The organism is Burkholderia pulmonis (assembly GCF_984667975.1).
In genome coordinates this window covers 3,391,042-3,413,966 of sequence record NZ_OZ480186.1, presented here as the reverse complement: position 1 = coordinate 3,413,966, position 22,925 = coordinate 3,391,042, and the positions used below count along the sequence as shown (strand labels likewise).

24 protein-coding genes are annotated in these 22,925 nt (G+C 67.5%); 4 read left to right on the top strand and 20 right to left on the bottom strand.

Annotated elements, in window-relative coordinates:
- Positions 1 to 112 precede the first annotated feature (112 nt).
- The 5 genes from AC5LXK_RS15865 to AC5LXK_RS15845 form a co-directional block, all read right to left on the bottom strand.
- Entirely contained in the window at positions 113 to 1,228 is a 1,116-nt protein-coding gene (locus AC5LXK_RS15865; protein WP_493389650.1) for a polyamine ABC transporter substrate-binding protein, read from the bottom strand.
- Positions 1,229 to 1,287: 59 nt separating this feature from the next.
- Positions 1,288 to 2,721, bottom strand: coding sequence for an aspartate aminotransferase family protein (locus tag AC5LXK_RS15860; protein WP_493389649.1), 1,434 nt, complete (start codon positions 2,719 to 2,721; stop codon positions 1,288 to 1,290).
- Between the two features lie 37 nt (positions 2,722 to 2,758).
- Entirely contained in the window at positions 2,759 to 4,096 is a 1,338-nt protein-coding gene (locus tag AC5LXK_RS15855) for a glutamine synthetase family protein (protein WP_011353443.1), read from the bottom strand.
- A 29-nt stretch (positions 4,097 to 4,125) separates the two neighbouring features.
- Positions 4,126 to 4,911 carry a gamma-glutamyl-gamma-aminobutyrate hydrolase family protein gene (locus tag AC5LXK_RS15850; protein WP_493389648.1) on the bottom strand — a complete coding sequence of 262 codons (786 nt, stop codon included), beginning with the start codon at positions 4,909 to 4,911 and terminating at the stop codon, positions 4,126 to 4,128.
- Between the two features lie 283 nt (positions 4,912 to 5,194).
- The gene (locus tag AC5LXK_RS15845) at positions 5,195 to 5,377 is read right to left on the bottom strand and encodes a hypothetical protein (protein WP_006488040.1); all 183 of its coding nucleotides are present in this window, start codon (positions 5,375 to 5,377) and stop codon (positions 5,195 to 5,197) included.
- Between the two features lie 455 nt (positions 5,378 to 5,832).
- On the opposite strand from AC5LXK_RS15845, the gene AC5LXK_RS15840 reads away from it, so the two are divergent.
- Positions 5,833 to 6,384 (top strand): cupin domain-containing protein, encoded by a 552-nt coding sequence (locus AC5LXK_RS15840; RefSeq protein ID WP_493389647.1) that lies wholly within the window; start codon positions 5,833 to 5,835, stop codon positions 6,382 to 6,384.
- An 88-nt stretch (positions 6,385 to 6,472) separates the two neighbouring features.
- Complete coding sequence (locus AC5LXK_RS15835) at positions 6,473 to 7,963, top strand: aldehyde dehydrogenase (RefSeq protein ID WP_174994730.1); 1,491 nt, start codon at positions 6,473 to 6,475, stop codon at positions 7,961 to 7,963.
- Positions 7,964 to 8,023: 60 nt separating this feature from the next.
- Here AC5LXK_RS15835 and AC5LXK_RS15830 read toward each other — a convergent pair whose 3' ends face one another.
- The 10 genes from AC5LXK_RS15830 to AC5LXK_RS15785 form a co-directional block, all read right to left on the bottom strand.
- Positions 8,024 to 8,224: a heavy-metal-associated domain-containing protein gene (locus tag AC5LXK_RS15830; RefSeq protein WP_021162112.1), complete on the bottom strand. Its 201-nt coding sequence runs from the start codon at positions 8,222 to 8,224 to the stop codon at positions 8,024 to 8,026.
- Between the two features lie 197 nt (positions 8,225 to 8,421).
- Positions 8,422 to 8,640 (bottom strand): DUF6566 family protein, encoded by a 219-nt coding sequence (locus tag AC5LXK_RS15825; RefSeq protein WP_176049487.1) that lies wholly within the window; start codon positions 8,638 to 8,640, stop codon positions 8,422 to 8,424.
- On the bottom strand, positions 8,640 to 9,107 hold the full coding sequence (locus tag AC5LXK_RS15820; RefSeq protein ID WP_493389646.1) for a hypothetical protein: 468 nt from the start codon (positions 9,105 to 9,107) through the stop codon (positions 8,640 to 8,642). The genes AC5LXK_RS15825 and AC5LXK_RS15820 overlap by 1 nt, the downstream gene beginning before the upstream one ends.
- An 89-nt stretch (positions 9,108 to 9,196) precedes the next feature.
- Positions 9,197 to 9,517: a helix-turn-helix domain-containing protein gene (locus tag AC5LXK_RS15815; RefSeq protein ID WP_493389645.1), complete on the bottom strand. Its 321-nt coding sequence runs from the start codon at positions 9,515 to 9,517 to the stop codon at positions 9,197 to 9,199.
- On the bottom strand, positions 9,510 to 9,875 hold the full coding sequence (locus tag AC5LXK_RS15810; protein ID WP_493389644.1) for a type II toxin-antitoxin system RelE/ParE family toxin: 366 nt from the start codon (positions 9,873 to 9,875) through the stop codon (positions 9,510 to 9,512). Before AC5LXK_RS15810 ends, AC5LXK_RS15815 begins: the two co-directional genes overlap by 8 nt.
- Positions 9,876 to 10,005: 130 nt before the next feature.
- Positions 10,006 to 11,823: a glutamine--fructose-6-phosphate transaminase (isomerizing) gene (gene glmS / locus AC5LXK_RS15805; RefSeq protein ID WP_493389643.1), complete on the bottom strand. Its 1,818-nt coding sequence runs from the start codon at positions 11,821 to 11,823 to the stop codon at positions 10,006 to 10,008.
- Between the two features lie 50 nt (positions 11,824 to 11,873).
- Positions 11,874 to 13,235, bottom strand: a complete 1,362-nt coding sequence (gene glmU, locus AC5LXK_RS15800; protein WP_493389642.1) for a bifunctional UDP-N-acetylglucosamine diphosphorylase/glucosamine-1-phosphate N-acetyltransferase GlmU — start codon at positions 13,233 to 13,235, stop codon at positions 11,874 to 11,876.
- A gap of 135 nt (positions 13,236 to 13,370) precedes the next feature.
- The gene (ttcA, locus tag AC5LXK_RS15795) at positions 13,371 to 14,366 is read right to left on the bottom strand and encodes a tRNA 2-thiocytidine(32) synthetase TtcA (RefSeq protein ID WP_493389641.1); all 996 of its coding nucleotides are present in this window, start codon (positions 14,364 to 14,366) and stop codon (positions 13,371 to 13,373) included.
- A complete protein-coding gene (locus AC5LXK_RS15790) occupies positions 14,363 to 14,767 on the bottom strand; it encodes a dihydroneopterin aldolase (protein WP_047899203.1) in 405 nt (134 codons plus the stop codon). The genes ttcA and AC5LXK_RS15790 overlap by 4 nt, the downstream gene beginning before the upstream one ends.
- A gap of 78 nt (positions 14,768 to 14,845) precedes the next feature.
- Positions 14,846 to 15,589 (bottom strand): SDR family oxidoreductase, encoded by a 744-nt coding sequence (locus tag AC5LXK_RS15785; RefSeq protein ID WP_493389640.1) that lies wholly within the window; start codon positions 15,587 to 15,589, stop codon positions 14,846 to 14,848.
- Positions 15,590 to 15,602: 13 nt separating this feature from the next.
- Here AC5LXK_RS15785 and AC5LXK_RS15780 point away from each other — a divergent pair, with 13 nt between their 5' ends.
- The gene (locus AC5LXK_RS15780; protein ID WP_493389639.1) at positions 15,603 to 16,793 is read left to right on the top strand and encodes a class I SAM-dependent methyltransferase; all 1,191 of its coding nucleotides are present in this window, start codon (positions 15,603 to 15,605) and stop codon (positions 16,791 to 16,793) included.
- 11 nt (positions 16,794 to 16,804) lie between these two features.
- Positions 16,805 to 16,999 (top strand): DUF2905 domain-containing protein, encoded by a 195-nt coding sequence (locus tag AC5LXK_RS15775; protein WP_011546377.1) that lies wholly within the window; start codon positions 16,805 to 16,807, stop codon positions 16,997 to 16,999.
- Between the two features lie 21 nt (positions 17,000 to 17,020).
- On the opposite strand, the gene AC5LXK_RS15770 is transcribed toward AC5LXK_RS15775, so the two are convergent.
- From AC5LXK_RS15770 to AC5LXK_RS15750, 5 genes are all read right to left on the bottom strand, one after another.
- Positions 17,021 to 17,242 carry a hypothetical protein gene (locus AC5LXK_RS15770; RefSeq protein ID WP_011353424.1) on the bottom strand — a complete coding sequence of 74 codons (222 nt, stop codon included), beginning with the start codon at positions 17,240 to 17,242 and terminating at the stop codon, positions 17,021 to 17,023.
- 101 nt (positions 17,243 to 17,343) lie between these two features.
- On the bottom strand, positions 17,344 to 18,252 hold the full coding sequence (locus tag AC5LXK_RS15765) for a carbohydrate kinase family protein (RefSeq protein ID WP_493389638.1): 909 nt from the start codon (positions 18,250 to 18,252) through the stop codon (positions 17,344 to 17,346).
- On the bottom strand, positions 18,249 to 19,529 hold the full coding sequence (locus tag AC5LXK_RS15760; RefSeq protein WP_493389637.1) for an AGE family epimerase/isomerase: 1,281 nt from the start codon (positions 19,527 to 19,529) through the stop codon (positions 18,249 to 18,251). Before AC5LXK_RS15760 ends, AC5LXK_RS15765 begins: the two co-directional genes overlap by 4 nt.
- Entirely contained in the window at positions 19,526 to 20,545 is a 1,020-nt protein-coding gene (locus tag AC5LXK_RS15755; RefSeq protein ID WP_493389636.1) for a LacI family DNA-binding transcriptional regulator, read from the bottom strand. The genes AC5LXK_RS15760 and AC5LXK_RS15755 overlap by 4 nt, the downstream gene beginning before the upstream one ends.
- Positions 20,546 to 20,926: 381 nt before the next feature.
- Positions 20,927 to 22,765 carry an EAL domain-containing protein gene (locus tag AC5LXK_RS15750; RefSeq protein WP_493389635.1) on the bottom strand — a complete coding sequence of 613 codons (1,839 nt, stop codon included), beginning with the start codon at positions 22,763 to 22,765 and terminating at the stop codon, positions 20,927 to 20,929.
- Positions 22,766 to 22,925 lie beyond the last annotated feature (160 nt).

Sequence of the window (22,925 nt, the reverse complement as noted above, 5' to 3'; positions counted from 1 at the left end):
ACGGCTCGTGCCGGATGGAACAAGGCGCGCGGTACGCGCGGGCGGACGGAGGTCCGCGGATCTCAGGCGGGCAGGCGTACCGCGATGCCTGCGCCGCCGTGATGCATGACGGTCAGTGGCCCGTCTTCAGCTGGGCCCACAGACGGTTCTGGAGGCGCAGGATGTCGGCCGGCATCGGCTTCATCAGCACCATCTTCTTCAGCACGTCTTCAGGCGGGTAGACGGTCGGGTCCTGCGCGACGGACGGCGTGACGAACGGGTGCGCGGCCTTGTTCGCGGTCGGGTAGAACACCGTGTTGGTGATCGCCGCGTTGACCTTCGGGTCGGATACGTAGTTGATCCACTTCATCGCGGCTTCCGGGTGCGGTGCGTCCTTCGGGACCACCATCACGTCGAACCACAGCAGGCCGCCTTCTTTCGGGTTCGAGAACTTGATGTCGTACGAACGCTTCGCTTCGGCGGAGCGGCGGTGCGCGATGCCGACGTCGCCCGACCAGCCGAGCGCGACACACACGTCGTTGTTCGCGAGGTCGTTGATGTAGCCGGACGAGTTGAATTGGGTAATGTACGGGCGGACTTTCTTCAGGACTTCGAATGCAGCCTGGTAGTCGCCGGGGTTGGTGCTGTTCGGGTTCTTGCCCATGTACTGCAGCGTCGCCGCGAACACGTCGACCGCCTGGTCGAGGAACGATACGCCGCAGCCCTTCAGTTTCTCCATGTTGGCCGGGTCGAACACCAGCGCCCAGCTGTCGACCGGCGCCTTGTCGCCGAGTGCCTTCTTCACTGCCTGTACGTTGTAGCCGATGCCGTCCGTGCCGTAGGCCCACGGGACGCCGTACTGGTTGCCCGGATCGGCGTCGGCGATCATCTTCATCAGCAGCGGGTCGAGGTTCGCGAGGTTCGGGATCTTCGACTTGTCGAGCTTCTGGTACACACCTGCCTGGATCTGCTTGGCCATGTAGTTCGACGTCGGCACGACGATGTCGTAACCCGAGCTGCCGGCCAGCAGCTTCGCCTGAAGCGTGTCGTCGCTGTCGTAGTTGTCGTACTTGACGTGGATGCCCGTCTGCTTCTGGAAGTTCGGGATCGTGTCCGGTGCGATGTAGTCGGACCAGTTGTAGACGTTCAGGTCCTCGGCATGTGCCGATGGACTGGCGACTGACGTGAACGCTGCCGCGGCGGCAAGGGCGGCAACAGAACAGGCTTGGCGAAGAAAGCAGGCACGCATGGTGATTCCCCTGGTTATGGCGGCATGCGGCGCCTGCCGCACGCCTGTAGGCAAGGCCGTTACGAAATACCCAGTTGCTGGGCGGTAGCATCGACGGCTTTCTTTGCCTTCGACACGAGTTCATCGATTTCCGGACGCGAGATCACGAGCGGCGGCGACAGCAGCATCCGGTCGCCGGTCGCACGCATGATCAGGTTGCCGTTGAAGCAGAAGTCGCGGCAGATCGTGCCGACGTCGCCGCCGTTCGCGAAGCGGCGGCGATCGGCCGGCGATTCAGCGAGCTGCAGGCTCGCGACGAGGCCGTGACCATGCACCTCGCCGACGATCGGGTGATGCGCGAAGGTCTCGCGCATCAACGCCTGGAAGTACGGGCCCGTGTCGTTCTTCACGCGCTCGACGATGCCTTCGTCACGCAGCAGCTTCAGGTTCGCGACCGCGACGGCTGCCGCCACCGGGTGACCCGAATACGTGAGGCCGTGATTGAATTCGCCGTTGTCGATGATCGGCCGCGCGACGCGCTCGTGAATGCCGACCGCGCCCATCGGCACGTAGCCCGACGTGAGCCCCTTCGCCATCGTGATCAGGTCCGGCTCGAAGCCGAAGTGCTGGTGTGCGAACCATTCGCCGGTGCGGCCGAAGCCGCCGATCACTTCGTCGGCGACCAGCAGGATGTCGTACTTGCGGCAGATCCGCTGGATTTCCGGCCAGTACGTCGACGGCGGGAAGATCACGCCGCCCGCGCCCTGGAACGGCTCGCCGATGAATGCGGCCACGTTCTCCGCGCCGAGTTCGAGGATCTTCGCTTCGAGCTGCTGCGCGCGGGCGAGGCCGAACGCTTCCGGCGTCTCGCCCGGCTGCGCTTCGCCGAAGAAATACGGCTGGTCGATGTGCACGATGTGCTCGACCTTCGACGGCATCTGCTCGTGCATGTAGCCCATCCCGCCGAGCGTGCCGCCCGCGATCGTCGAGCCGTGATAGCCGTTCTTGCGCGAGATCACGTATTTCTTTTGCGGCTTGCCCTGCACGCGCCAGTACTGGTGCACGAGGCGCAACACCGTGTCGTTGCCTTCCGAGCCGCTGTTGCAGTAGAAGAAGTGGTTGAAGCCGGCGGGCGTGACTTCCGCGAGCATCGCCGACAGCTCGATCACCGGCGGGTGCGTGGTCTTGAAGAAGGTGTTGTAGAACGGCAGTTCCTGCAGCTGGCGATACGCGGCGTCGGCGAGTTCCTTGCGGCCGTAGCCGACGTTCACGCACCAGAGGCCGGCCATCCCGTCGATCACCTTGTTGCCTTCCGAGTCCCACAGGTAGACGCCGTCGGCCTTTACGATCACGCGGCTGCCGGCGCGGTTCAGCGCGCCCATGTCCGAGAACGGGTGGATGTGGTGCGCGGCGTCGAGCGCGCGGTATTCGGCGGTCGAGCGTGCCTGCGCCGCGCGCGGCGCGGCGGCCGGCGCGGCCGGCTGGATCCAGGCAGATTCGTTGCGGTACGTCATGTTTCCTCCGTGATTCCGTATTCGGTTGTGTGCGCGCTCAGACGTGCAGCAGCAGATGGCGGCGTTCCCACGAGCTGATCACGCGGAAGAACGCTTCGTATTCGGTTTCCTTCAGCGCGAAATACGCCTTCAGGAACTTGTGGCCGAGGATCTCGCCGAGCGGCTCGCACGCGGCCATCAGCGTCAGCCCTTCCTCGAGGTTGCGCGGCAGCTGGTACGGCAGGTCGTAACCGTCGCTGACGAGCGGCTCGGTCGGCTCGAGGCGCTGCGTCATGCCGAGGTAGCCTGCCGCGAGCGTCGCGGCGAGCGCGAGGTACGGGTTGCAGTCGACGCCCGGGATGCGGTTCTCGATGCGCCGTGCCGACGGGCCCGAGTGCGGAATGCGGAAGCCGACCGTGCGGTTGTCGTAACCCCACTGCACGTTGATCGGCGCGGCCATGAAGCGCGACAGGCGGCGGTACGAGTTGATGTACGGCGCGAAGATCGGCATCAGCGCCGGCGTGTACTTCTGCAGGCCCGCGAGGTAGTTGTAGAACATCGACGTCGCGCCGCCGGTTTCCTGCGACGTGAACAGGTTCTGGCCCGTTTCCTCGTCGACGATGCTCTGGTGCACGTGCATCGCCGAGCCCGGTTCGTCTTCCATCGGCTTGGCCATGAACGTCGCGTACATGTTGTGACGCAACGCGGCTTCGCGCACCGTGCGCTTGAACAGGAACACCTGGTCGGCCAGCGACAGTGCGTCGCCGTGCATGAAGTTGATCTCCATCTGCGCGGCGCCGACTTCGTGGATCAGCGTGTCGATGTCGAGGTTCTGCGCTTCGCAGTACTCGTAGATGTCCTCGAACAGCGGATCGAACTCGTTGACGGCCTCGATCGAATACGACTGGCGGCCCGTTTCGGGGCGGCCCGTCCGGCCGACCGGCGGACGCAGCGGCAGGTCGGGGTCCTTGTTCATGTCGACGAGGTAGAACTCGAGTTCCGGCGCGACGACGGGCTTCCAGCCCTTCGCCTTGTACAGGTCGAGCACGCGGCGCAGCACGTAGCGCGGCGAGATCTCGACCGGCGAGCCGTCGAAGTGCACGCAATCGTGGATCACCTGTGCGGTCGGGTCGATGGCCCACGGGATCAGGCGGATCGTCGACGCGTCGGGCACGCACACCATGTCGGGGTCGGTCACGCCGGTCAGCGAGCCGTCTTCCGGGTATTCGCCGGTGACGGTCTGCACCATCACGGCTTGCGGCAGGCGCATCGACTCGCCGGACGTGAACTTGTTGCGCGGCGTGATCTTGCCGCGTGCGATACCGGCCATGTCGGGAATGATCGCCTCGACTTCGGTGATCCGGTGTTGTTTCAGAAAATCTTCGATGTCATGCATGTTTGTTCTCGTTGGTTGGGTCGGCGCGCTCAGGCGAGCGCGGCGGCGGCCGCGGTGCGCGTGCGGGCGGCACGGCGGGCGCGGCAGGCGTCGCCGAAGGCGCGGAAGATCGCGCTCGACAGCGGGTCCTGCGCATGGCGCCATTCCGGATGCCATTGCACGGCGAGGGCGAAAGCCGGTGCATCGACGACGCTGAAGGCTTCGACGAGACCGTCCGGCGCGACGGCTTCGACGGCGAGGCCGGAGCCCAGCTGGGCGATGCCCTGCTTGTGCAGCGAGTTCACGTGCACTTCGTCGCGGCCGCCGGCGAGCGCGTGCAGCTTGCCGCCGGGCGTCAGGCGCACGACGTGCGCGGGGCCGTATTGCGTATCCATCGGCGCGTGGTCGTCTTCGCGGTGATCGGCGAAGCCGGGCACTTCGTGCACGCGCTGGTGCAGCGTGCCGCCGCAGACGACGTTCAGCTCCTGGAAGCCGCGGCACACGGCGAGCACGGGCACGCCTGCGACGATCGCCGCGCGCAGCAGCGGCAACGTCGTCGCATCGCGTGCCGGGTCGTGCAGCGTGCCGGGCGCGCTCGGTTCGCCGCCGTACAGGTGCGGCTCGACGTTCGAGTAGCTGCCGGTAAACAGCAGCCCGTCGACCGTGTCGAGCACGTCGTCGACCGACTGGCGATCGCCGAGCGCGGGCAGCACCATCGCGAACGCGTGCGCGCCGTCGACGATCGCGGCGACGTATTTGTCGCCGACCGTATGCGACGCGTGTGCGCCGATCCGGGTGAGGTCGGCGGTGAGGCCGACGAGGGGTTTCCTTTCCATGACGTCAATCAGTAATCCGTAGGGCTGTGGCGTGCGCCGGGCTGAATGCGGCAAAACGCAGGCACGACACGACCCCGCAGCCTGGCGCAAAGCGCGAGGCCGCTGGTGAATGGGCGCAACGGGATGGCGTGGCGATCCGCGCTGCGCGCGACGATCAGGCCGTCGTTCGTTGCATTGCGATACGCGACGCGGCAACGAATGCGCGAACGCGTTCCGTCACCGCACGGACGATGCGGTTGGCGAATCGGCAAGCAAAACGAACGACGTGAAGAAAGGAGAGGCGCTACGGCAGCAGCGACGCCACTTCGTCGGTATCGACGGCGACGAATGCGCGTGCGGAAACGGCGTTGTGACGCCGAACGGAACGGCGGGACAGGATGGTGTAGATCGACAGGTGAAGCAGGCGAGGACTATGCCAGCCGCAACTGCCATCGGAAGCGGGAACGGCGCTGCGCAAACTTCGCACATCGCCTCGATCCCACCTCACCAGAGGGCCACGGACTCTCACGATTACACTCGACTGGTTTGTTGAAAGTATTGAACACCCGACTGTTTCGACGCGCTGGGCGTTTAAAATAATCAAGGCGCCGGTCCTGCATCATTCACATTGACGGGCATCAATTGTTGCGTTGCGATAACGTTTTTTGATGCCGATGAAAGCTTGATGACGCTGACCTGAGAGCCAGCATATACGAGCCAAAAACGGCGTCAAATGTTTTTTAACGGTCCTGCATCAGGGGTTTCCCGAGCAATGCGAACAAAAGATTCGCAAAAGGAATAATCGACACGGTGTTCATTATTTCGAACGGCTTTCAGGGTTTTCCCCGCTGATGGACGGCATAAAGTGATTAGAATATTCAACGGCTGTCCACTGCGTCGTTTCACTTTGTCATCGCACTTATCGTGTCCGAAACCGAATCGATGTCCACCGAAGTCGCCGAGCGCCTGCGTTTCGTGCGCAACAAGCATGGCCTGTCGCAGCGCGAACTCGCGAAGCGCGCCGGCGTCACCAACGGCACGATCTCGCTGATCGAACAGGGCCGCGTGAGCCCGTCGGTCGGCTCGCTGAAGAAACTGCTCGAATGCATCCCGATGAGTCTTGCGGAATTCTTCACGTTCGAGCTCGTCGAATCGCGGTCGGTCGTATCGCGTCGCGACGCGATGCCGAACCTGGGCAACGACACGCTCGCGTTTCACCTGGTCGGCGCGAGCGTGAAGGATCGCAACATGTGCATCCTGCGCGAGATCTACCAGCCGCAGGCCGACACGGGGCCCGAGATGCTCGTGCACGCGGGGCACGAGGGCGGTGTCGTCGTGTCGGGCCGGCTCGAGCTGACCGTCGACGGCGCGACGTGGCTGCTCGACCCCGGAGACGGCTACTACTTCGAAAGCCGTTTGCCGCACCGTTTTCGCAATCCCAGCGCGGATCTGATCTGCGAGGTCGTCTCGGCCAATTCGCCGGCGACCTTCTGACCGCGCGTCACCGCATTCGCTGACGGCCGGCCGCGCGCCAGGCACGCGGCGTGCCGCATCGCGAATGTCACAACATTGAGGCATCCTGATGAACAAGTTGACTTTGGCTGACTGGCAGGACAAGGCGGCGTCGCTCGAGATCGAAGGGCGCGCATTCATCGACGGCGCATCGCGCGATGCGCACGGCGGCAAGACGTTCGACTGCGTGAGCCCGATCGACGGCCGCGTGCTGGCGAAGGTAGCCGACTGCGGCGAAGCGGACGTGAACGCCGCCGTCGCGGCGGCACGCCGCGCGTTCGACGCAGGCGTGTGGGCCGGCCTGAACCCGCGTGCGCGCAAGGCCGTATTGTTGCGCTGGGCCGCGCTGATGCGCGAGCACCTCGACGAGCTGTCGCTGCTTGAAACGCTCGATGCGGGCAAGCCGATCGGCGACACGACGACGGTCGACGTGCCGGGCGCCGCGTACTGCGTCGAATGGTTCGCCGAAGCGATCGACAAGGTTGGCGGCGAAGTCGCGCCGGCCGATCACCATCTGGTCGGGCTCGTCACGCGCGAGCCGGTCGGCGTGGTGGCCGCTGTCGTGCCGTGGAACTTCCCGATCCTGATGGCCGCCTGGAAATTCGGCCCCGCGCTCGCGGCCGGCAACAGCGTCGTGCTGAAACCGTCGGAGAAATCGCCGCTGACCGCGATCCGCGTCGCACAGCTCGCATTCGAAGCCGGCATTCCGGCCGGCGTGTTCAACGTCGTGCCGGGCGCGGGCGAACCGGGCAAGCTGCTCGCGCTGCATCGCGACGTCGACTGCATCGCGTTCACGGGCTCGACGGCAGTCGGCAAGCTGATCATGCAGTACGCGGCGCAGTCGAACCTGAAGCGGGCGTGGCTCGAGCTCGGCGGCAAGTCGCCGAACATCGTGCTGTCCGACTGCCCCGATCTCGATCGCGCGGCGCAGACCGCGGCCGGCGCGATCTTCTACAACATGGGCGAGATGTGCACGGCCGGCTCGCGGCTGCTCGTGCATCGCGACATCAAGGACGCGTTCATCGAGAAGCTCGTCGCGGCTGCCCGCGCGTACGTGCCCGGCAATCCGCTCGATCCGTCGGTGTCGATGGGCGCGATCGTCGACGGCATCCAGCTCGAGCGCGTGCTCGGTTACATCGACGCAGGGCGCAGCGAAGGCCGGCTCGTGACCGGCGGTGCGCGTGTGAAGCAGGAGACGGGCGGCTTCTACGTCGAGCCGACGGTGTTCGAGGTGAAGCCCGATGCGAAGATCGCGCGCGAGGAAATCTTCGGGCCCGTGCTGTCGGTGATCGTGTTCGACGATGTCGACGAGGCCGTGCGGATCGCGAACGACACGGAATACGGGTTGGCCGCGGCCGTGTGGACGTCGAACCTGACGACCGCACACGACGTGTCGCGCCGGCTGCGCGCGGGCACCGTGTGGGTGAACTGCTACGACGAGGGCGGCGACATGAACTTCCCGTTCGGCGGCTACAAGCAGTCGGGCAACGGCCGCGACAAGTCGCTGCATGCGCTCGAGAAGTACACCGAGCTGAAGTCGACGCTGATCCGGTTGCGCTGACGCGCAGCCGGACGCGGGCGCGTCGCCGTGCGGCGGTGCGCCCGCAGTCGTCGTCGCGCGTTATGCGGTGCGCAGCGCCGGGTGGAAGCCGGCGGCTTCGATGATCGACTGCACGCGTTCGGCGCCTTGCGCCGATTCGACCTTGACGATCTTCGCCGCGACGTCGATGTCGAGCTTCGCGGCGGGATCGGCTGCCGTCACCGCGCGCGTGATCGCATTGGCGCAGCCGCCGCAGGTCATGTCCTGGACTTCGAATTCCATCGTGTTCTCCTGAGTTGACGATTGACGAACACCGTCAGCATGAAGTTTGCCACGGTGGGAAGGTCAAGCATATTCGTGCGGTGTTCGGGTGCGTCGTGACGGCGTGCGGGGAAGGGCGATGCGCGCGGCCGGCAGCGGGGTGGCCGCCGTGCCGAGACGGGAAGGGTGAGGCGGGTTCGTGCCGCGCGGACGCGCGATCAGCGGTGGTTGTCGATCCACGCGCGGGCCCATTCGAGCCCCGCATTGCGGGCGTCGTCTTCGGTGTCGAATACGCCGAGCACGCCGGACGCTTCGACGAGCCGGTTGTTCTGCGTGATCGTGCCGCTTGCCGCGAAACGATCGGGCTGCATGATTTCGTCCTGCTGCAGGATCGCGTGGCCCCAGATCTGGTAGCCGTGGTAGGTCTGCGCTTCCATTATCGAGTCACCTCCGCGAAGCGGTTGTGCGTGCCGACGCGCAGCACGTTGCCGTCCGGTGTGTATTGACGCGGAATGTCGGAGAAATTGAGTGCGTGCGTCGCGTCCGGCGCAGCGGGTTGCATCACCGTGAGCCGGCCGGGCGCGGGTTGCGCGACCGGGCGCGGGGCGACCGGCGTTTCGGTCGCGGCTGCGGCCGGGCGATGCGAGCCGGCTTTCACGGCCTGCGCGACGCGGCGCTTGTGCGGCTTCGCGGCGGCTTTCGGCGTGGCGCTCGCGTGCTTCTCCGCGCTCTTGCCGGCGTGCACGTCGGCGCCCGTGTGCGCGGTCGGCGTACGGGCATCCGGCGTACGGGTGGCCGGCGTACGCGCCTCGGGCGGGTTCCAGACCTCGACGTAATGCTCGGCAGCCCAGCCCGTCGATGCGAACGTCAGCGCCAGCAAACCGCATCCAAACAGTCTTACCATTGTTGCTCCGTCAAATTCCTTGAGGCCTGTGTCGCGGTATCCGGTGCGGCCCGCGGGTCGGCCGTGCATGCGTATTCGGGCAAGCCGGCTCAGGAGAACACCTCGAGCCCGTGTTTCTCGACGATCTGGAGCATTCGCGCGGCGATGCCGCTGGGTCGCTTGTCGCCCTGTTCCCATTGACGGATCGTCGACGTTGTCGTGTTCAGGTAGAGCGCGAACACGCTCTGACTGACATTGACGGATTTGCGGATGCGGGCGATGGCTTCCGGATCGAACTGCGGGGCGGCATCGATGCAGAGATCGTCGTATTCCCGCATCGTCTTCTTGTCGATCAGTTGCGCGCGATAAAGACCCGATGCCGCGCTGTGGATCGCTTCCGTCGCGTCGCTCTTGAATCGACTCTTAGCCATTGCAAATCTCCACCCACTCTTTCAGTGCGACCAGCGTCGCGATGTCGCTGTCGGTGTGTCGACCCACATCCGCGGCGAGCTTTCTGAAAACGCGCAGCTCGCATGCGTCGATGTTGTCGCGATCGCATTTCGCGAACAGGAACACGAACACCCACGTATGCCCGATCTTGCCCAGCACGATCCCGCGCCGGCGATTCCCGTCCAGACGCTTCTTCCAGACGTTGCCGCCAAGATCGATGCCCTGACCGCGGGCCAGTTCCCGCACCGTGCGGCAGAGTTCGGCATCGGCGATGCCCGCTTTTCCGGCTGCCTTGTGAAACCACTTCGTCTTGAAGACGCGTCGTACGGAAGCAGACATGTCGAGCAGGTCGAGTTAGCACAGGATTATATACCACTAGGTGGTATAAGTTTCGACCTGGCCGTATGGCTTGCTTCGTGCCGATGCGACATCCGGGCGGGCCTTTGAGGACCCACCCGGCAAACCGGCCTTACTCCACCGTCACCGATTTCGCGAGGTTCCGCGGCTTGTCGACGTCGGTGCCGCGCGCGCACGCGGTGTGATACGCGAGCAGCTGCAGCGGCACGACGTGCAGGATTGGCGACAGCTGGCCGTAGTGCTCCGGCATCCGGATCACGTGCAGCCCGTCGTCGTTGACGATCTGCGTGTCGGCGTCGGCGAACACGTACAGCTCGCCGCCGCGCGCGCGCACTTCCTGCATGTTCGACTTCAGCTTCTCGAGCAGCGTGTCGTTCGGTGCGACCGTGACGACCGGCATCGCTTCCGTGACGAGCGCGAGCGGCCCGTGCTTCAGTTCGCCGGCCGGATAGGCCTCGGCGTGGATGTACGAGATTTCCTTCAGCTTCAGCGCGCCTTCCAGCGCGATCGGGTAGTGCAGCCCGCGGCCGAGGAACAGGGCGTTTTCCTTGCGCGCGAATTCTTCCGACCACGCGATGATCTGCGGCTCGAGCACGAGCACGCTGTTCAGTGCGGCCGGCAGGTGGCGCAGCTGCTTCAGGAATTCGGCTTCCTGTGCGGCGTCGACGTGCCCGCGCAGCTTGCCGAGCGTCGCGGCCAGCACGAACAGCGCGACGAGCTGCGTCGTGAACGCCTTCGTCGACGCGACGCCGATCTCGGTGCCCGCGTGCGTCAGGAACTGCATTTCGGTCAAGCGGACCATCGCGCTCGTCGCGACGTTGCAGACGGCGAGCGTATGCGTGTGGCCGAGCGACTGCGCATGCTTGAGCGCCGCGAGCGTATCGGCCGTCTCGCCCGACTGCGAGATCACGAGCACGAGCTGGCGCGGGTTCGGCACCGATTCGCGGTAGCGGTATTCGCTGGCGATCTCGACCTGGGTCGGGATCTTCGCGATCGATTCGAGCCAGTACTTCGCGGTGAGGCCGGAGTAGTAGCTCGTGCCGCATGCGAGGATCAGCAGGCTGTCGATTTCCGCGAACGCGGCAGGTGCGGCGTCGCCGAACAGCGTCGCGTCGAAGGCTTCCGTCTGCGGCACGGTATCGCTGATTGCGCGCGGCTGCTCGAAGATTTCCTTCTGCATGAAGTGACGATACGGGCCGAGCTCGACCGCGCCGCCATACGCGCTGACGACGCGGATTTCGCGTTGCACGGTGGCGCCGTGTCGGTCGACGATCGTCACGCCGTCGAGCGACAGCTCGCACACGTCGCCTTCCTCGAGGAACGTGAAGTGGTCGGTGCTGCCCGCGAGCGCGAGCGCATCGGACGCGAGGAAGTTCTCGCCGTCGCCGTGACCGACGACGAGCGGCGAACCCTGGCGTGCGCCGATGACGGTGTGCGGCTGGTCCTTGTGGATCACGGCGATCGCATACGCGCCGTGCAGCTGGTGCACGGCCTCGCGCACCGCGTCGAACAGGTTGCCGCGATACAGGCTGTGCACGAGGTGGGCGATCACTTCGGTGTCGGTCTGCGACACGAATTCGTAGCCCTTCGCGCGCAGCGCTTCGCGCAGCGGCTCGAAGTTCTCGATGATGCCGTTGTGCACGAGTGCGAGCGCGCCCGACGAGAAGATCGGGTGGGCATTGTGCGTGACGGGCGCGCCGTGCGTGGCCCAGCGCGTGTGCGCGACGCCGGTCGTGCCTTCGAGGTGCGACTCGCGCACCTGCGTGTCGAGATCGGCGACGCGTGCGACGCTGCGCGCGCGCTTCGGTGCGTCCGGCTCGAGTACGGCGACGCCGCACGAGTCGTAGCCACGGTATTCGAGGCGCCGCAACCCTTCGATCAGCACCGGAACGATATTACGCTGCGCAACTGCGCCGACAATGCCGCACATGAAATCTACCTTCTCTGTGGAAGCGGATGCCGTAGGGCATCCGCATGATGTTAAGTTTTCTTCTTGACCGGGCGGACGTAACCGCTCTTCGCGGTCTGGGTCTTCTCGTTCAACGCGAGCAGGCCGTCGGCCACGTCCTTCCAGACCGTCGTGCCGGCGGCGATCGTCACGCCGCGGCCGACGCGCACGGGCGCGACGAGCTGCGTGTCGGAGCCGACGAACACGTCGTCCTCGATCACGGTGCGGAACTTGTTCGCACCGTCGTAGTTGCAGGTGATCGTGCCCGCGCCGATGTTCACGCGCGCGCCGATGTCGGCGTCGCCGATATACGTGAGGTGGTTCGCCTTCGAGCCGTGGCCGATTACCGCGTTCTTCACCTCGACGAAGTTGCCGACGTGCGCTTCGTCCGCGAGCTGCGCGCCCGGGCGCAGCCGTGCGTACGGACCGATCACGGTGTTCGCGCCGAGCGACGCGCCGTCGATGTGCGTGAACGCGTCGATGCGCGTGCCGGCGCCGACCGACGCGTTGCGGATCACGCAGTTCGCGCCGATCGTCACGTTGTCGGCGAGCGTCACGTTGCCTTCGAACACGCAGTTCACGTCGATCGATACGTCGCGGCCGCAGCGCAGCGTGCCGCGCACGTCGAGGCGCGCCGGATCGGCGAGCGTGACGCCGTCGACGAGCAGCGTGTCCGCGACATTGCGCTGGTGAATCCGCTCGAGTTCCGCGAGCTGCGCCTTGCTGTTCACGCCGAGCGTTTCCCATTCCTCGTCGGGCTGCGACGTGACGACCTCGAAGCCGGCCTCGATCGCGAGTTCGACGACGTCGGTCAGGTAGTACTCGCCCTGCGCGTTTTCGTTTTTCAGCGCACCGAGCCACATCGACAGCTGGGCCGTCGGCGTGACGATGATGCCCGTGTTGATCTCGGCGATCTTCAGCTCTTCCGGCGATGCGTCCTTCTGCTCGACGATGCGGGTGACGAAGCCCGACGCATCGCGCACGATGCGGCCGTAGCCGGTCGGGTCGTCGAGCGTGACGGTCAGAATTCCGTAGCGGCCTTCGCGTGCGGCGTCGACGAGGCGTTGCAGCGTCGATGCGCGCGTGAGCGGCACGTCGCCGTACAGCACGAGCGTCGGTTGGGCGGGATCGAGGAGCGGCAGCGCCTGGCGCACCGCGTGGCCGGTGCCGAGCTGCTCGGCCTGCACCGCGAACTGGACATCGGGGGCGGCGACGGCGGCCTGGACCTGCTCGGCACCGTGACCGACGACGACGACGAGCCGGGACGGCTGCAGCGTGCGCGCGGTGTCGATGACGTGGGAGAGGAGCGGCCTGCCGGCCAGGGGGTGAAGCACTTTCGGCAGCGCGGAACGCATGCGCTTGCCGGTGCCTGCCGCCAAAATCACGATATTCATGGCGCCAGCTTGTCAGAGGAGTTCGAAGCCGTCCATTTTAGCATGCGGCCCCCGCCGTTCCGGGCCTGTCGCGGCGGGGCGACAGCGCCGGAAAAGGGGCCGCCGGCCCCTGTTCCGGCGGGGTTCGGGCCCCGCTTACAGGTCGTCGAACTGGACGATCGAGATTGGCTTGGCGCCGCCCGGCGCCGCGGTGTCGTCGCCCGATGCGCACGGTTCCTCGTCGAACGCGATGTCGCCTTGCGGATCGGCTTCGCCCGTCGCGCGCAGCGACTGGAACGGATACAGCGTCGTGTCCATCAGGTGCGACGGCACGACCTTCGCGAGCGCGTTGAACATGTTCTCGACGCGGCCCGGGAAGCGCTTGTCCCATTCGCGGATCAGCGCCTTCATTTCCGCGCGCTTCAGGTTCGGCTGGCTGCCGCACAGGTTGCACGGGATGATCGGAAATTCGCGCAACTCCGCGTATTTCTCCAGATCGGTTTCCTTCACGTACGCGAGCGGGCGGATCACGATGTTCTTGCCGTCGTCCGACTGCAGCTTCGGCGGCATCCCCTTCAGCTTGCCGCCGTAGAACATGTTGAGCAGCAGCGTCTGCACGATGTCGTCGCGGTGGTGGCCGAGCGCGATCTTGGTCGCGCCGAGCTCGCCGGCCACGCGGTACAGGATCCCGCGGCGCAGCCGCGAGCACAGCGAGCAGGTGGTCTTGCCTTCGGGCACGAGCCGCTTGACGATGCTGTAGGTGTCCTGGTTCTCGATATGGAACGGGATGCCGACCTGTTTCAGGTACTCGGGCAGCACGTGCTCGGGGAAGCCCGGCTGCTTCTGGTCGAGGTTCACCGCGACGATGTCGAAGTCGATCGGCGCGCGCTCGCGCAGGCGCAGCAGCACGTCGAGCATCGCGTAGCTGTCCTTGCCGCCCGACAGGCACACCATCACCTTGTCGCCCTGCTCGATCATGTTGTAGTCGCCGATCGCCTGGCCGACCTGGCGCACGATCCGCTTGAACAGCTTGTTGTTCTCGTACGCCTCCTTCTGCTCGCGACGCGTCAGCGCCTGGCGGCCGGCCGGGGCGGCGGTTTCGTCCAGCGCGGCGGCATCGGCCGCCGTGTCATTCATGTGGGGGGCGTTCATGCGCGCTCCTCGTCCTTGATGCGAAAGACTTCGACGCCGACGGCGTCGCAGTCCGGATAGGCGTCCGGTTTCTCGGTACAGACGCGTACCGCGCGCACGGCATCGTGCGCCAGCAGGCGCGCGGCGATCGCGTCGCACAGCGTTTCCTGCAGGTGGATGTGGCCGCGCGCCACGCATTGCGCGACGCTCTGCTTCATCAGGTCGTAATCGACGACTTCATGCAGCCGGTCGTCGACGGGGGTGGACAGCGCGAGCGGCACGAACAGGTCGACGTTGATGACGACGCGCTGCTCGCCGCGCTTCTCGTGTTCGAAAGCCCCGATGTTGATGTGCACCTCGTAGTCGCGCAGGTAGAGCCTGCGGCAATCCGCGAGGCGGGGGTGCAGGAGAGCGGAAAACATGGTCGTTCCAGTCAAATTGGCGTGCGCGCACGCAAAGCGGCGCGGGCGGCGGCTGTCAGGCCGCGCGATCCGCGCAGTTCATTCATTCGGGCCGGCGGCGGGCGGCACGAGGTGCTCGCCGCCGTCGACGGTCAGCGTCGCGCCCGTGACGCCGGGCGCGCTCGCGAGATAGCAGGCGGCCGCCGCGATGTCGTCCGCATGCGGCGCGTGGCCGCGCACGAGCGCCGCGACCCGCACCTTCGGCGCGAGCGCCAGCGCCAGCGCCGACGTCGCGCGGTTCAGCGCGGCCTGCATCAGCGCGTGCGACAGCTGCGCCGGTGCCGGGTGAAACAGGGCCTGATCCAATACGTGGATCGCGCATGCGCGCTGCGCTTCGTGCTCGCGCGCGGCGTCGGGCGTCGCGTCGGCGAGCGCGCGGGCCAGTGCGAGCGGCGCCGTCACGTTGCGCGCGAGCGCGCCGGCGAGCGACGCGCCGTCCACCGTGTGGGCGTCGTCGGTGCCTGCGCTGGCGCTGACGAACACCGCGCACGCGGGCCGGCCGAGCGTCGCGCCGCACGCGGCGACGAGGGCGGCCGCATCGGCTTCCAGGGACAGATCGGCGTCGAGCACGGCCGCGCGGCGGCCGTGCGCCGCGACTTCGGCGACGAGCGCGTCGGCCGCCGCGCGCGGCGCGCCTTGGCAGCGCTGCAGCGCGACGTCCCAGCCGCGGCGGGCGAAACCCGTCGCGAGCGCGCGGCCGATCGACGCGGCGTCGGCCGCGCTGCCCAGGGCGCCCGTGACGAGCACCACGCGTTGGGTCGACGTATCGGCTGAAACGGTCATTTACAATGCCGGGATGAACCCGAAAGCTCACGAACCCGCTAGTTTACCTGCTCCCGGCCCTGACGCGCTCGCGCAGTCCGAAACCCTTGGCGCGCAACTGCGCGACGAGATCGCGGCGGCCGGCGGCTGGCTGCCGTTCGACCGCTTCATGGAGCGCGCGCTGTATGCGCCGGGCCTCGGCTATTACAGCGGCGGCGCGCGCAAGTTCGGGCGCCGCGCCGACGACGGCAGCGACTTCGTCACCGCGCCCGAGCTGTCGCCGCTGTTCGCGCAGACGCTCGCGCAACCGGTCGCGGAAGCGCTTGCGGCGAGCGATGCGCGCTGCGTGATGGAATTCGGCGCCGGCACGGGCAAGCTCGCGGCCGGGCTGCTCGCGGCGCTCGACGCGCAAGGCGTCGAACTCGACGAATACCTGATCGTCGACCTGTCCGGCGAGCTGCGCGAACGGCAGCGCGACACGATCGAGGCCGCCGCGCCGGCGCTGGCCGCGAAGGTGCGCTGGCTCGACGCGCTGCCCGAGCGGTTCGAGGGCGTCGTGGTCGGCAACGAGGTGCTCGACGCGATGCCGGTGCGGCTGTTCGCGAAGGCGGGCGGTGCGTGGCACGAGCGCGGTGTCGCGCTCGACGCGCAGCAGGCGTTCGTGTTCGACGACCGGCCCGCCGATGCAGCCGGCCTGCCGCCGGTGCTCGCGGGGCTCGATGCGGACGACGGCTACGTGACCGAAACGCACGAGGCCGCGCTCGCGTTCACGCGCACCGTCTGCACGATGCTCGCGCGCGGCGCGGTGCTGCTGGTCGACTACGGTTTCCCGGCGCACGAGTACTACCACCCGCAACGCGATCGAGGCACGCTGATGTGCCACTACCGCCACCACGCGCACGACGACCCGTTCCTGTACCCGGGCCTGCAGGACATCACCGCGCACGTCGAATTCACCGGCATCTACGATGCGGCCGTGTCGACCGGCGCCGACCTGCTCGGCTACACGTCGCAGGCGCGCTTCCTGTTGAATGCGGGCATCACCGACGCGCTGGCCACGATCGATCCGTCCGACATCCGCGCCTTCCTGCCGGCCGCGAACGCGGTGCAGAAGCTGATCTCGGAGGCCGAGATGGGCGAGCTGTTCAAGGTGATCGCATTCTCGCGCGGCATCGACGGCACGCTCGACGCATTCGCGCGCGGCGACCGCTCGCACGCACTCTGACGGAGCCCGGCATGCTGCGCTGGCTGTTGACGACGTTCATCGCGGTGATGATCCTGACGCGCTGCTGGCCGTGGCTCGGCAAGCTCGGCATCGGGCGGATGCCGGGCGACGTCACGCTGACGCTCGGCGGGCGGCGTTATCCGTTCCCGTTCATGTCGACGCTCGTGCTGACGATGCTGGTATCGATGGTGGCGCGGCTGCTCTGAGCCGCGCCGGAATGGGGGGCGTTACAGCTCGATCTCGCCGAGGATCCGGTGCGCGAGCGCCTTCGCCTCGTCGAACGCTTCCTCCTCGCTGGGGCTCGTCGAGTGGACGTCGTAGCGCGTGTTCTCGGTGTCGTCACCGTCGTCGCGCGCGAGGATCACGTAACCCTGGAACTGCCCGTTGCCCGCATGCTGGGTATGCGCCTTGGCCGTGTAGATGCCTTTCGTGAACGTGTTCGTGTCCATCGTGCTCTCCCGCAAAAGGACACTTCATCGTAGCACTGCGGCGCAATATGGTCAGCGTCGCTTATCGGTGACCGAACACCGTCCGGCCACCGTCTTTCCCCTCAGCGCTCGATCAGCGCGACGACTTCGTCGAGCGTCGGCGCATGCGCGCCCGTATGCCGGCATGCGGCGGCGCCGGCCGCCAGCGCGAACACGAGATGCTCGCGCCACGTGCGCTGCGGCGCAGCCATCAGGCTGAACAGCATGCCGCCGATCGACGCGTCGCCCGCGCCGACGGTGTCGGCCACCTCGACGCGCGGCGGGCCGGCCTCGTGCACGTCGCCGTCCGCGTAGAGCGTCGCCGCCTGCGCGCCGCGCGTGACGAGCACGGCCGCGCGCGGGTTCAGCGCGCGCACCGCCGCGATCGCGTCGGGGCCGTCGCCGCCGAACAGGTGCCGCAGGTCTTCGTCGGACACCTTGATCAGATCGGCGAGCGCGGCCATCTTCTCCAGCGTCGGCCGGTACGCGGCCGTCATCAGGTTCCGCACGTTCGGGTCGAAGCTGATCTTCACGCCGCGGGCGTGCAGGTCGGCCGCGAGCGCGGCCAGCGTGCCGGCCAGCGGTTCGCGCACGAGGCTGATGCAGCCGAAGTGCGCCCATTTCACGTGATCGCTCCAGCCGGCCGGCAGCCGGGCGGGATCGAACGCAAGATCGGCACTCGCTTCGCCGATGAAGAAGTAGGCGGGCGGCCGCGTCTCGTGGACGATCGCGAGCAGCGGCGGCCGTGCGACGCGCTGCAGGAAGCGCAGGTCGAGCCCGGCCGCTTCGCTCGTGCGCCACAGCGCGTCGGAGAAGCAGTCTTCGCCGATCGAGCCGGCCAGCGCGCTCGGTACGCCGAGCCGTGCGACCGCGCGTGCAACGTTCCAGCCGGCGCCGCCCGGCACCGACGTCCATTGCGCGTCGCCCGCGCGGACCATGTCGGTCAGGATGTCGCCCGCCGACACGAACGCCGGAAACGTGCCGCCGCTCATTGCGTCGGCTCGCTGCGCTGCGTGCGCCCGAGGGTCGCGAGCACGTCGTAGCACGCGCCCATCGTGTGATAGTCGGTCTTGCCGGCCGGGCTTTTCTCGTCGCTGTACTTGCGGTTGTCGCAGGTGAGGATCCGGTACCACGCGCCGTAGCGGTGATCGACGAAATGCGTCCAGCTATAGCGCCAGATCTCGTCGTACCAGTCCCAGAAACGCTCGCTGCCGGTGCGCGCGCCGAGCATCGCGGCCGCCGCGAAGGTTTCCGCCTGCACCCAGAAATACTTGTTGTGGTCGCAGATCGTGAAGTCGGGGCCGAAGCCGTAGTACAGGCCGCCGTGATCGGCGTCCCACGCGTGCGTGAGCGCCGCGTCGAACAGCTCGGCTGCGCGCGGCACGAGCCAGTCGAGCGGGCGGTGCCGCTCGAGGATCAGCAGCAGCTTCGCCCATTCGGTCTGGTGCCCGGGCTGGAAGCCCCACGGACGGAAGATGTTCGAGCTGTCTTCCTTGTTGTAGTCCCAGTCGACCGACCAGTCCGCGTGGTAGTGCTCCCACACGAGCCCGCCCGACAGCGCGGCCTGGCGCTGCGTGATGTGAGTCGCGAGCTTTTCCGCGCGGTCGAGGTACGTGAGGTGGCCGGTCGCCTCGTAGGCCGCGAGCAGCGCTTCCGTCATGTGCATGTTCGCGTTCTGGCCGCGGTACGACGACACGATCCAGTTCGGTGTCGCATCGTCCGCATACAGGCCCGCGGCTGCGTCCCAGAAGCGGTGCTCGGCCAGCTCGAAGGTCGCGGCGATCAGCGGGCGCGCCTCGTCGATGCCGGCCATCGTCGCGTGCGCGGCCGCAAGCAGCACGAACGCGATCCCGTAGCAGTGGCGCGTGCCGTCGAGCGTCGCGCGCTTCGCGCCGTCGCGCCAGTCGAGTTCCCAGTCGTAGCCCTGCAGTTCGTCGTCCCAGTGCGCGTCGCGCAGGAAGCGCAACCCATGGCGCGCATATTCCAGGTGACGCGGGTCGCCGAAATGCCGGTACGCCATCGCGTAGTTGAAGACGAACCGGCAGCTGCTGACGAGGTGGCGCGACGTACGGTTGTAGATGCTGCCGTCGTCGCGGAAGTAATGGTAGAAGCCGCCCGTCGGGTCGAACGCGTTGGTCGCGTAGAAACGCAGCGTGTCCTCGATGTGCGACAGCAGGAACGACGGGGCGCGGAAGCTTTCGACGAACGGTGCGGCTTGCGTGTGGGCGGCCGGCGCGGCCGTGCAGGGTTGGACCGGGGGCATGTTCATGATGCGGTGACCGTGGCGGTATCGAGTGCCGGGGAGCCGGCGGGCTGGCTGCTGGCCCGCACGATCAGCTCGACGGGCAGGGAAATCTCGGTGCGCTCGGGCGAGTCGGCGAGCAGCAGCTCGACGCCGCGGCGGCCGAGCGCTTCCTTGTCGACCGACAGCGTCGTGAGCGGCGGGCTGGCATGCGCGGCGGCCGGGATGTTGTCGAAGCCGACGATCGCGATGTCGTCCGGAATCCGCAGGCCGCGCGCGGTACAGACGCGCTGCGCGGCGAGCGCGGCGGCGTCGTTGTACGCGAACACGGCTTCGGGGCGCGGGCCCGGTGCGTCGAGCAGTTGCTCCATCGCACGCGCGGCGCCCGTGTCGGGGTCGAGCCCGGCGTCGATCGTCACTTCGTAGGCCGGATCGAACAGCCGTCCGGCCTCGAAGAACGCACGCCGGTAGCCGATCGCGCGCTGCGCGATGCTGTAGTGCGCGGGCGAGCCGCCGATGAACGCGATCCGCGAGCGGCCGGTGGCGAGCAGGTGGCGCATCGCGAGCGCCGCGCCCGTCGCGTTGTCGATGTTGACCGAGCGCAACCCGGGCGCCCACAGGTCGATCAGCACGAGCGGCCGGCCGGTCGCGGCGAGCGCCTCGATCGTCTCGGGCTCGATGAAGCCGGCGACCGCGATCGCGTCGGGCGCGTGCGGGCGCATCTGGCGCAGCACGTCGTCGTTCGGGCCGACCGTGAGCAGCGTCGGCACGATGCCGCGCTCGCGGCACGCGTCCTCGACGCCGTGCAGCACGTGCGAGAAGAACGGGCTGGCGGGAAAGCGGTTGTGCTGGCGGTGCAGCAGGAAGGTGAGCCGGCGGATGCGCGGCCGCAGCTGCGCGGGATCGTAGCCGAGGTGCTGCGCGATCTCGACGATGCGCGCACGCGTTGCTTCGGACAGGCCCGGCTGGTTTTTCAGCGCGCGGGAGACGGTGCCGATCGAGACCTCTGCCGCCCGCGCCACATCGCGAATGGTCGTACCCATCGTTCGGGGTCCGGTTTGTTTAGGGTGAAAGCGATTGTATAGTAAAACGTATCGCGGAATTCGGGCCGGATAGCCGGGGAATACCCGCGAATAATGGGTTTTTAAGCGCTAATCTGCGAAAACGACGTTACTAAAAATACTAAACAAAACGCGAAAAAGGCAAGGTGGACGTGCAGGTCTCCGGCGGCGCGCACGGCGGACGGGAAAGGCGCGAAAGCGGTGCGGGAGCGGGCCGGCTGCGCACGCGGAGGCCGCGCGCTTCGCGGCGGGCGCGTGCGACGGGAAGCCGTTACGGCTTCGCCGAACCGTGCGGCAGAGGGGCATTCGCTCCGTCGCGCGGCGTGCCGCCGTCTCGGCCCTTCCCCGCCGGCTGTCCGCCGCTCAGCCCGCCGCCGCGACCGGCGGCTCGCCGCGCTGTCGCAGCGCGGCGCGGCCCGCATCGAGATCGACGACCGCGAGCCCGTCCGGCTGCTGTTTCGCGCGCCGCTTCGCGAGCGCCGCGACCGACGCGATCTCGTCGCTGCCGTAGCGCTTCGCGCCGTGCGCGCCGGCCGGCACGCCGACCGCGCCGATCGCCATCGTCACGAAGCCGAAGAACGCAGGGTTGCCGTGGCGGTCCTCGCCGCGCAGGCCGCCCGCCTGCCGATCGGCCTGCGTGTAGAAGAGCTGCGCGCCGTCGTTGAAGCGCGCGATCGCGTCGGTGGCGCGCTCGCGCCAGTCGTCGCGCTGGAACAGCACGAGGAAATCGTCGCCGCCGACGTGGCCGAGAAAGTCGCGCTGCGGGTCGCACACGCCGGCCAGCACCGTCGCGGCGAACTTCAGCACCTCGTCGCCCTGCCAGTAGCCGTACTGGTCGTTGAACGGCTTGAACTGGTTCAGGTCGACGTAGCACGCATGAAAGCCGGCGTCGCGCTGGAGCAGGCGGTCGATGTGCGCGCTGATCGGAATGTTGCCGGGCAGGAATGTCAGCGGATTCGCGTAGCGCGCGGCCTCGATGCGCATCTCGGTCACCGCGCGCACGAGGCTTTCGCCGGTGCCGAGCCCGACGTAGCGGCCGTGCTCGGTGATCACGAAGCCGTCGGCGAGATAGCGCTGGTCGTGGCTCGAGAGCAGCATCGCGAGCTGCTCGAACGTCGTCGCGTTGTCGATCATCAGCGGCGCGTCGTTCGCGAACTGCAGGCACGGCTTCTTCCCGAACACCTCGCGGTGGTACGGCAGCGCGAAGCGGTCGATGAAGCCGCGGCGATTCACCAGCGCGACGGGCCGCCCGCGTTCGACGAGCGCGACCGCATGCAGGTCTGGCATCCGGTTGAACAGGTCGAGCACGTCGTTGCTGGTCGCGTCGCGCGGCAGCGCGGGGGCGGGAACCAGCATCTTCCCGGCGATCGTGCCGGCCGGCCGCACCGAGCGCGTCGCGCCGGGAAACACCGCGATGTGCGGCGCGCGGATCGCATCGCGCGCGGCCGGCGCGACGACCCGCGACGGCTGCGCGTTCGGCCGGCCGAGCAGGAAGCCCTGCACGCAGCAGATGCCCATGTCGCGCACGACGATCAGGTCGCACTCGTTCTCGATGCCTTCCGCGATCAGTTGCGCGCCGCTTGCCTGCGCAAAGTGCTGCATCGCCTTCACGGCTTCGAACTTGAGCGGGTCGCGCGCGATGTCATGGATGAAGAAGCGGTCGATCTTCACGACGTCCGGGTGCAGGCGCAGCCACAGGTTCATGCTCGCGTTCGCGGTGCCGTAGTCGTCGAGCGCGAACTGGATGCCGGCGTCGCGCAGCGACGCGACCGCCGGCCCGATCTGCGCGACGTCCGGTATCGCGTTCTGCTCGGTCAGCTCGATCACGATGCGCTCGGCGGCGACCCGCGCGCGGCCGAGGAGCTGCCGCGCGCGTTCGCGTTCGCTGGCGAGCTTGAGGATCGTGCCCGCGCTGAAATTGAGGAACAGCTTGCCGTCGCAGCCCAGCGCCGCGAACGCGTCGAGGCAGGTGAGGGCGGCGGCCTGTTCGAGCGCGATGGTTTCGCCGTCGCGCGCGGCCTGCGCGAACAGCGCGGCGGGCGATTCCAGGTCGGTGCCGCGCGGGCCGCGGATCAGCCCTTCGTAACCGACGACCGTCCCCGACCCGAGGTCGACGATCGGCTGGAAAACGGCGGCGAGCGCGCGATCCTCGATCAGGCGCGTGGTGCTGGCGACAGCGGAATCGGAGTGGGGCGCGGGCATGGGCGAGGGCAGCCGAATCGACGGGACGCCCGGCTTAACGGCACCGCTCGCGGAGAATTGAATGAAGATTTTGTGACGCGGTGGACACCGCTGGTGCATCGCGCCGGCCGCACATCGGAGCGCATCCGGCGGGTAAGGTGAAGTGCGGAAGTGCGGAAGT

Bases quoted from the DNA above. Each gene is read 5' to 3' on its own strand.
- AC5LXK_RS15865 (WP_493389650.1), bottom strand. From the start codon at position 1,228: ATGCGTGCCTGCTTTCTTCGCCAAGCCTGTTCTGTTGCCGCCCTTGCC.
- AC5LXK_RS15860 (WP_493389649.1), bottom strand. From the start codon at position 2,721: ATGACGTACCGCAACGAATCTGCCTGGATCCAGCCGGCCGCGCCGGCC.
- AC5LXK_RS15855 (WP_011353443.1), bottom strand. From the start codon at position 4,096: ATGCATGACATCGAAGATTTTCTGAAACAACACCGGATCACCGAAGTC.
- AC5LXK_RS15850 (WP_493389648.1), bottom strand. From the start codon at position 4,911: ATGGAAAGGAAACCCCTCGTCGGCCTCACCGCCGACCTCACCCGGATC.
- AC5LXK_RS15840 (WP_493389647.1), top strand. From the start codon at position 5,833: ATGTCCACCGAAGTCGCCGAGCGCCTGCGTTTCGTGCGCAACAAGCAT.
- AC5LXK_RS15835 (WP_174994730.1), top strand. From the start codon at position 6,473: ATGAACAAGTTGACTTTGGCTGACTGGCAGGACAAGGCGGCGTCGCTC.
- AC5LXK_RS15830 (WP_021162112.1), bottom strand. From the start codon at position 8,224: ATGGAATTCGAAGTCCAGGACATGACCTGCGGCGGCTGCGCCAATGCG.
- AC5LXK_RS15825 (WP_176049487.1), bottom strand. From the start codon at position 8,640: ATGGAAGCGCAGACCTACCACGGCTACCAGATCTGGGGCCACGCGATC.
- AC5LXK_RS15820 (WP_493389646.1), bottom strand. From the start codon at position 9,107: ATGGTAAGACTGTTTGGATGCGGTTTGCTGGCGCTGACGTTCGCATCG.
- AC5LXK_RS15815 (WP_493389645.1), bottom strand. From the start codon at position 9,517: ATGGCTAAGAGTCGATTCAAGAGCGACGCGACGGAAGCGATCCACAGC.
- AC5LXK_RS15810 (WP_493389644.1), bottom strand. From the start codon at position 9,875: ATGTCTGCTTCCGTACGACGCGTCTTCAAGACGAAGTGGTTTCACAAG.
- glmS (WP_493389643.1), bottom strand. From the start codon at position 11,823: ATGTGCGGCATTGTCGGCGCAGTTGCGCAGCGTAATATCGTTCCGGTG.
- glmU (WP_493389642.1), bottom strand. From the start codon at position 13,235: ATGAATATCGTGATTTTGGCGGCAGGCACCGGCAAGCGCATGCGTTCC.
- ttcA (WP_493389641.1), bottom strand. From the start codon at position 14,366: ATGAACGCCCCCCACATGAATGACACGGCGGCCGATGCCGCCGCGCTG.
- AC5LXK_RS15790 (WP_047899203.1), bottom strand. From the start codon at position 14,767: ATGTTTTCCGCTCTCCTGCACCCCCGCCTCGCGGATTGCCGCAGGCTC.
- AC5LXK_RS15785 (WP_493389640.1), bottom strand. From the start codon at position 15,589: ATGACCGTTTCAGCCGATACGTCGACCCAACGCGTGGTGCTCGTCACG.
- AC5LXK_RS15780 (WP_493389639.1), top strand. From the start codon at position 15,603: ATGAACCCGAAAGCTCACGAACCCGCTAGTTTACCTGCTCCCGGCCCT.
- AC5LXK_RS15775 (WP_011546377.1), top strand. From the start codon at position 16,805: ATGCTGCGCTGGCTGTTGACGACGTTCATCGCGGTGATGATCCTGACG.
- AC5LXK_RS15770 (WP_011353424.1), bottom strand. From the start codon at position 17,242: ATGGACACGAACACGTTCACGAAAGGCATCTACACGGCCAAGGCGCAT.
- AC5LXK_RS15765 (WP_493389638.1), bottom strand. From the start codon at position 18,252: ATGAGCGGCGGCACGTTTCCGGCGTTCGTGTCGGCGGGCGACATCCTG.
- AC5LXK_RS15760 (WP_493389637.1), bottom strand. From the start codon at position 19,529: ATGAACATGCCCCCGGTCCAACCCTGCACGGCCGCGCCGGCCGCCCAC.
- AC5LXK_RS15755 (WP_493389636.1), bottom strand. From the start codon at position 20,545: ATGGGTACGACCATTCGCGATGTGGCGCGGGCGGCAGAGGTCTCGATC.
- AC5LXK_RS15750 (WP_493389635.1), bottom strand. From the start codon at position 22,765: ATGCCCGCGCCCCACTCCGATTCCGCTGTCGCCAGCACCACGCGCCTG.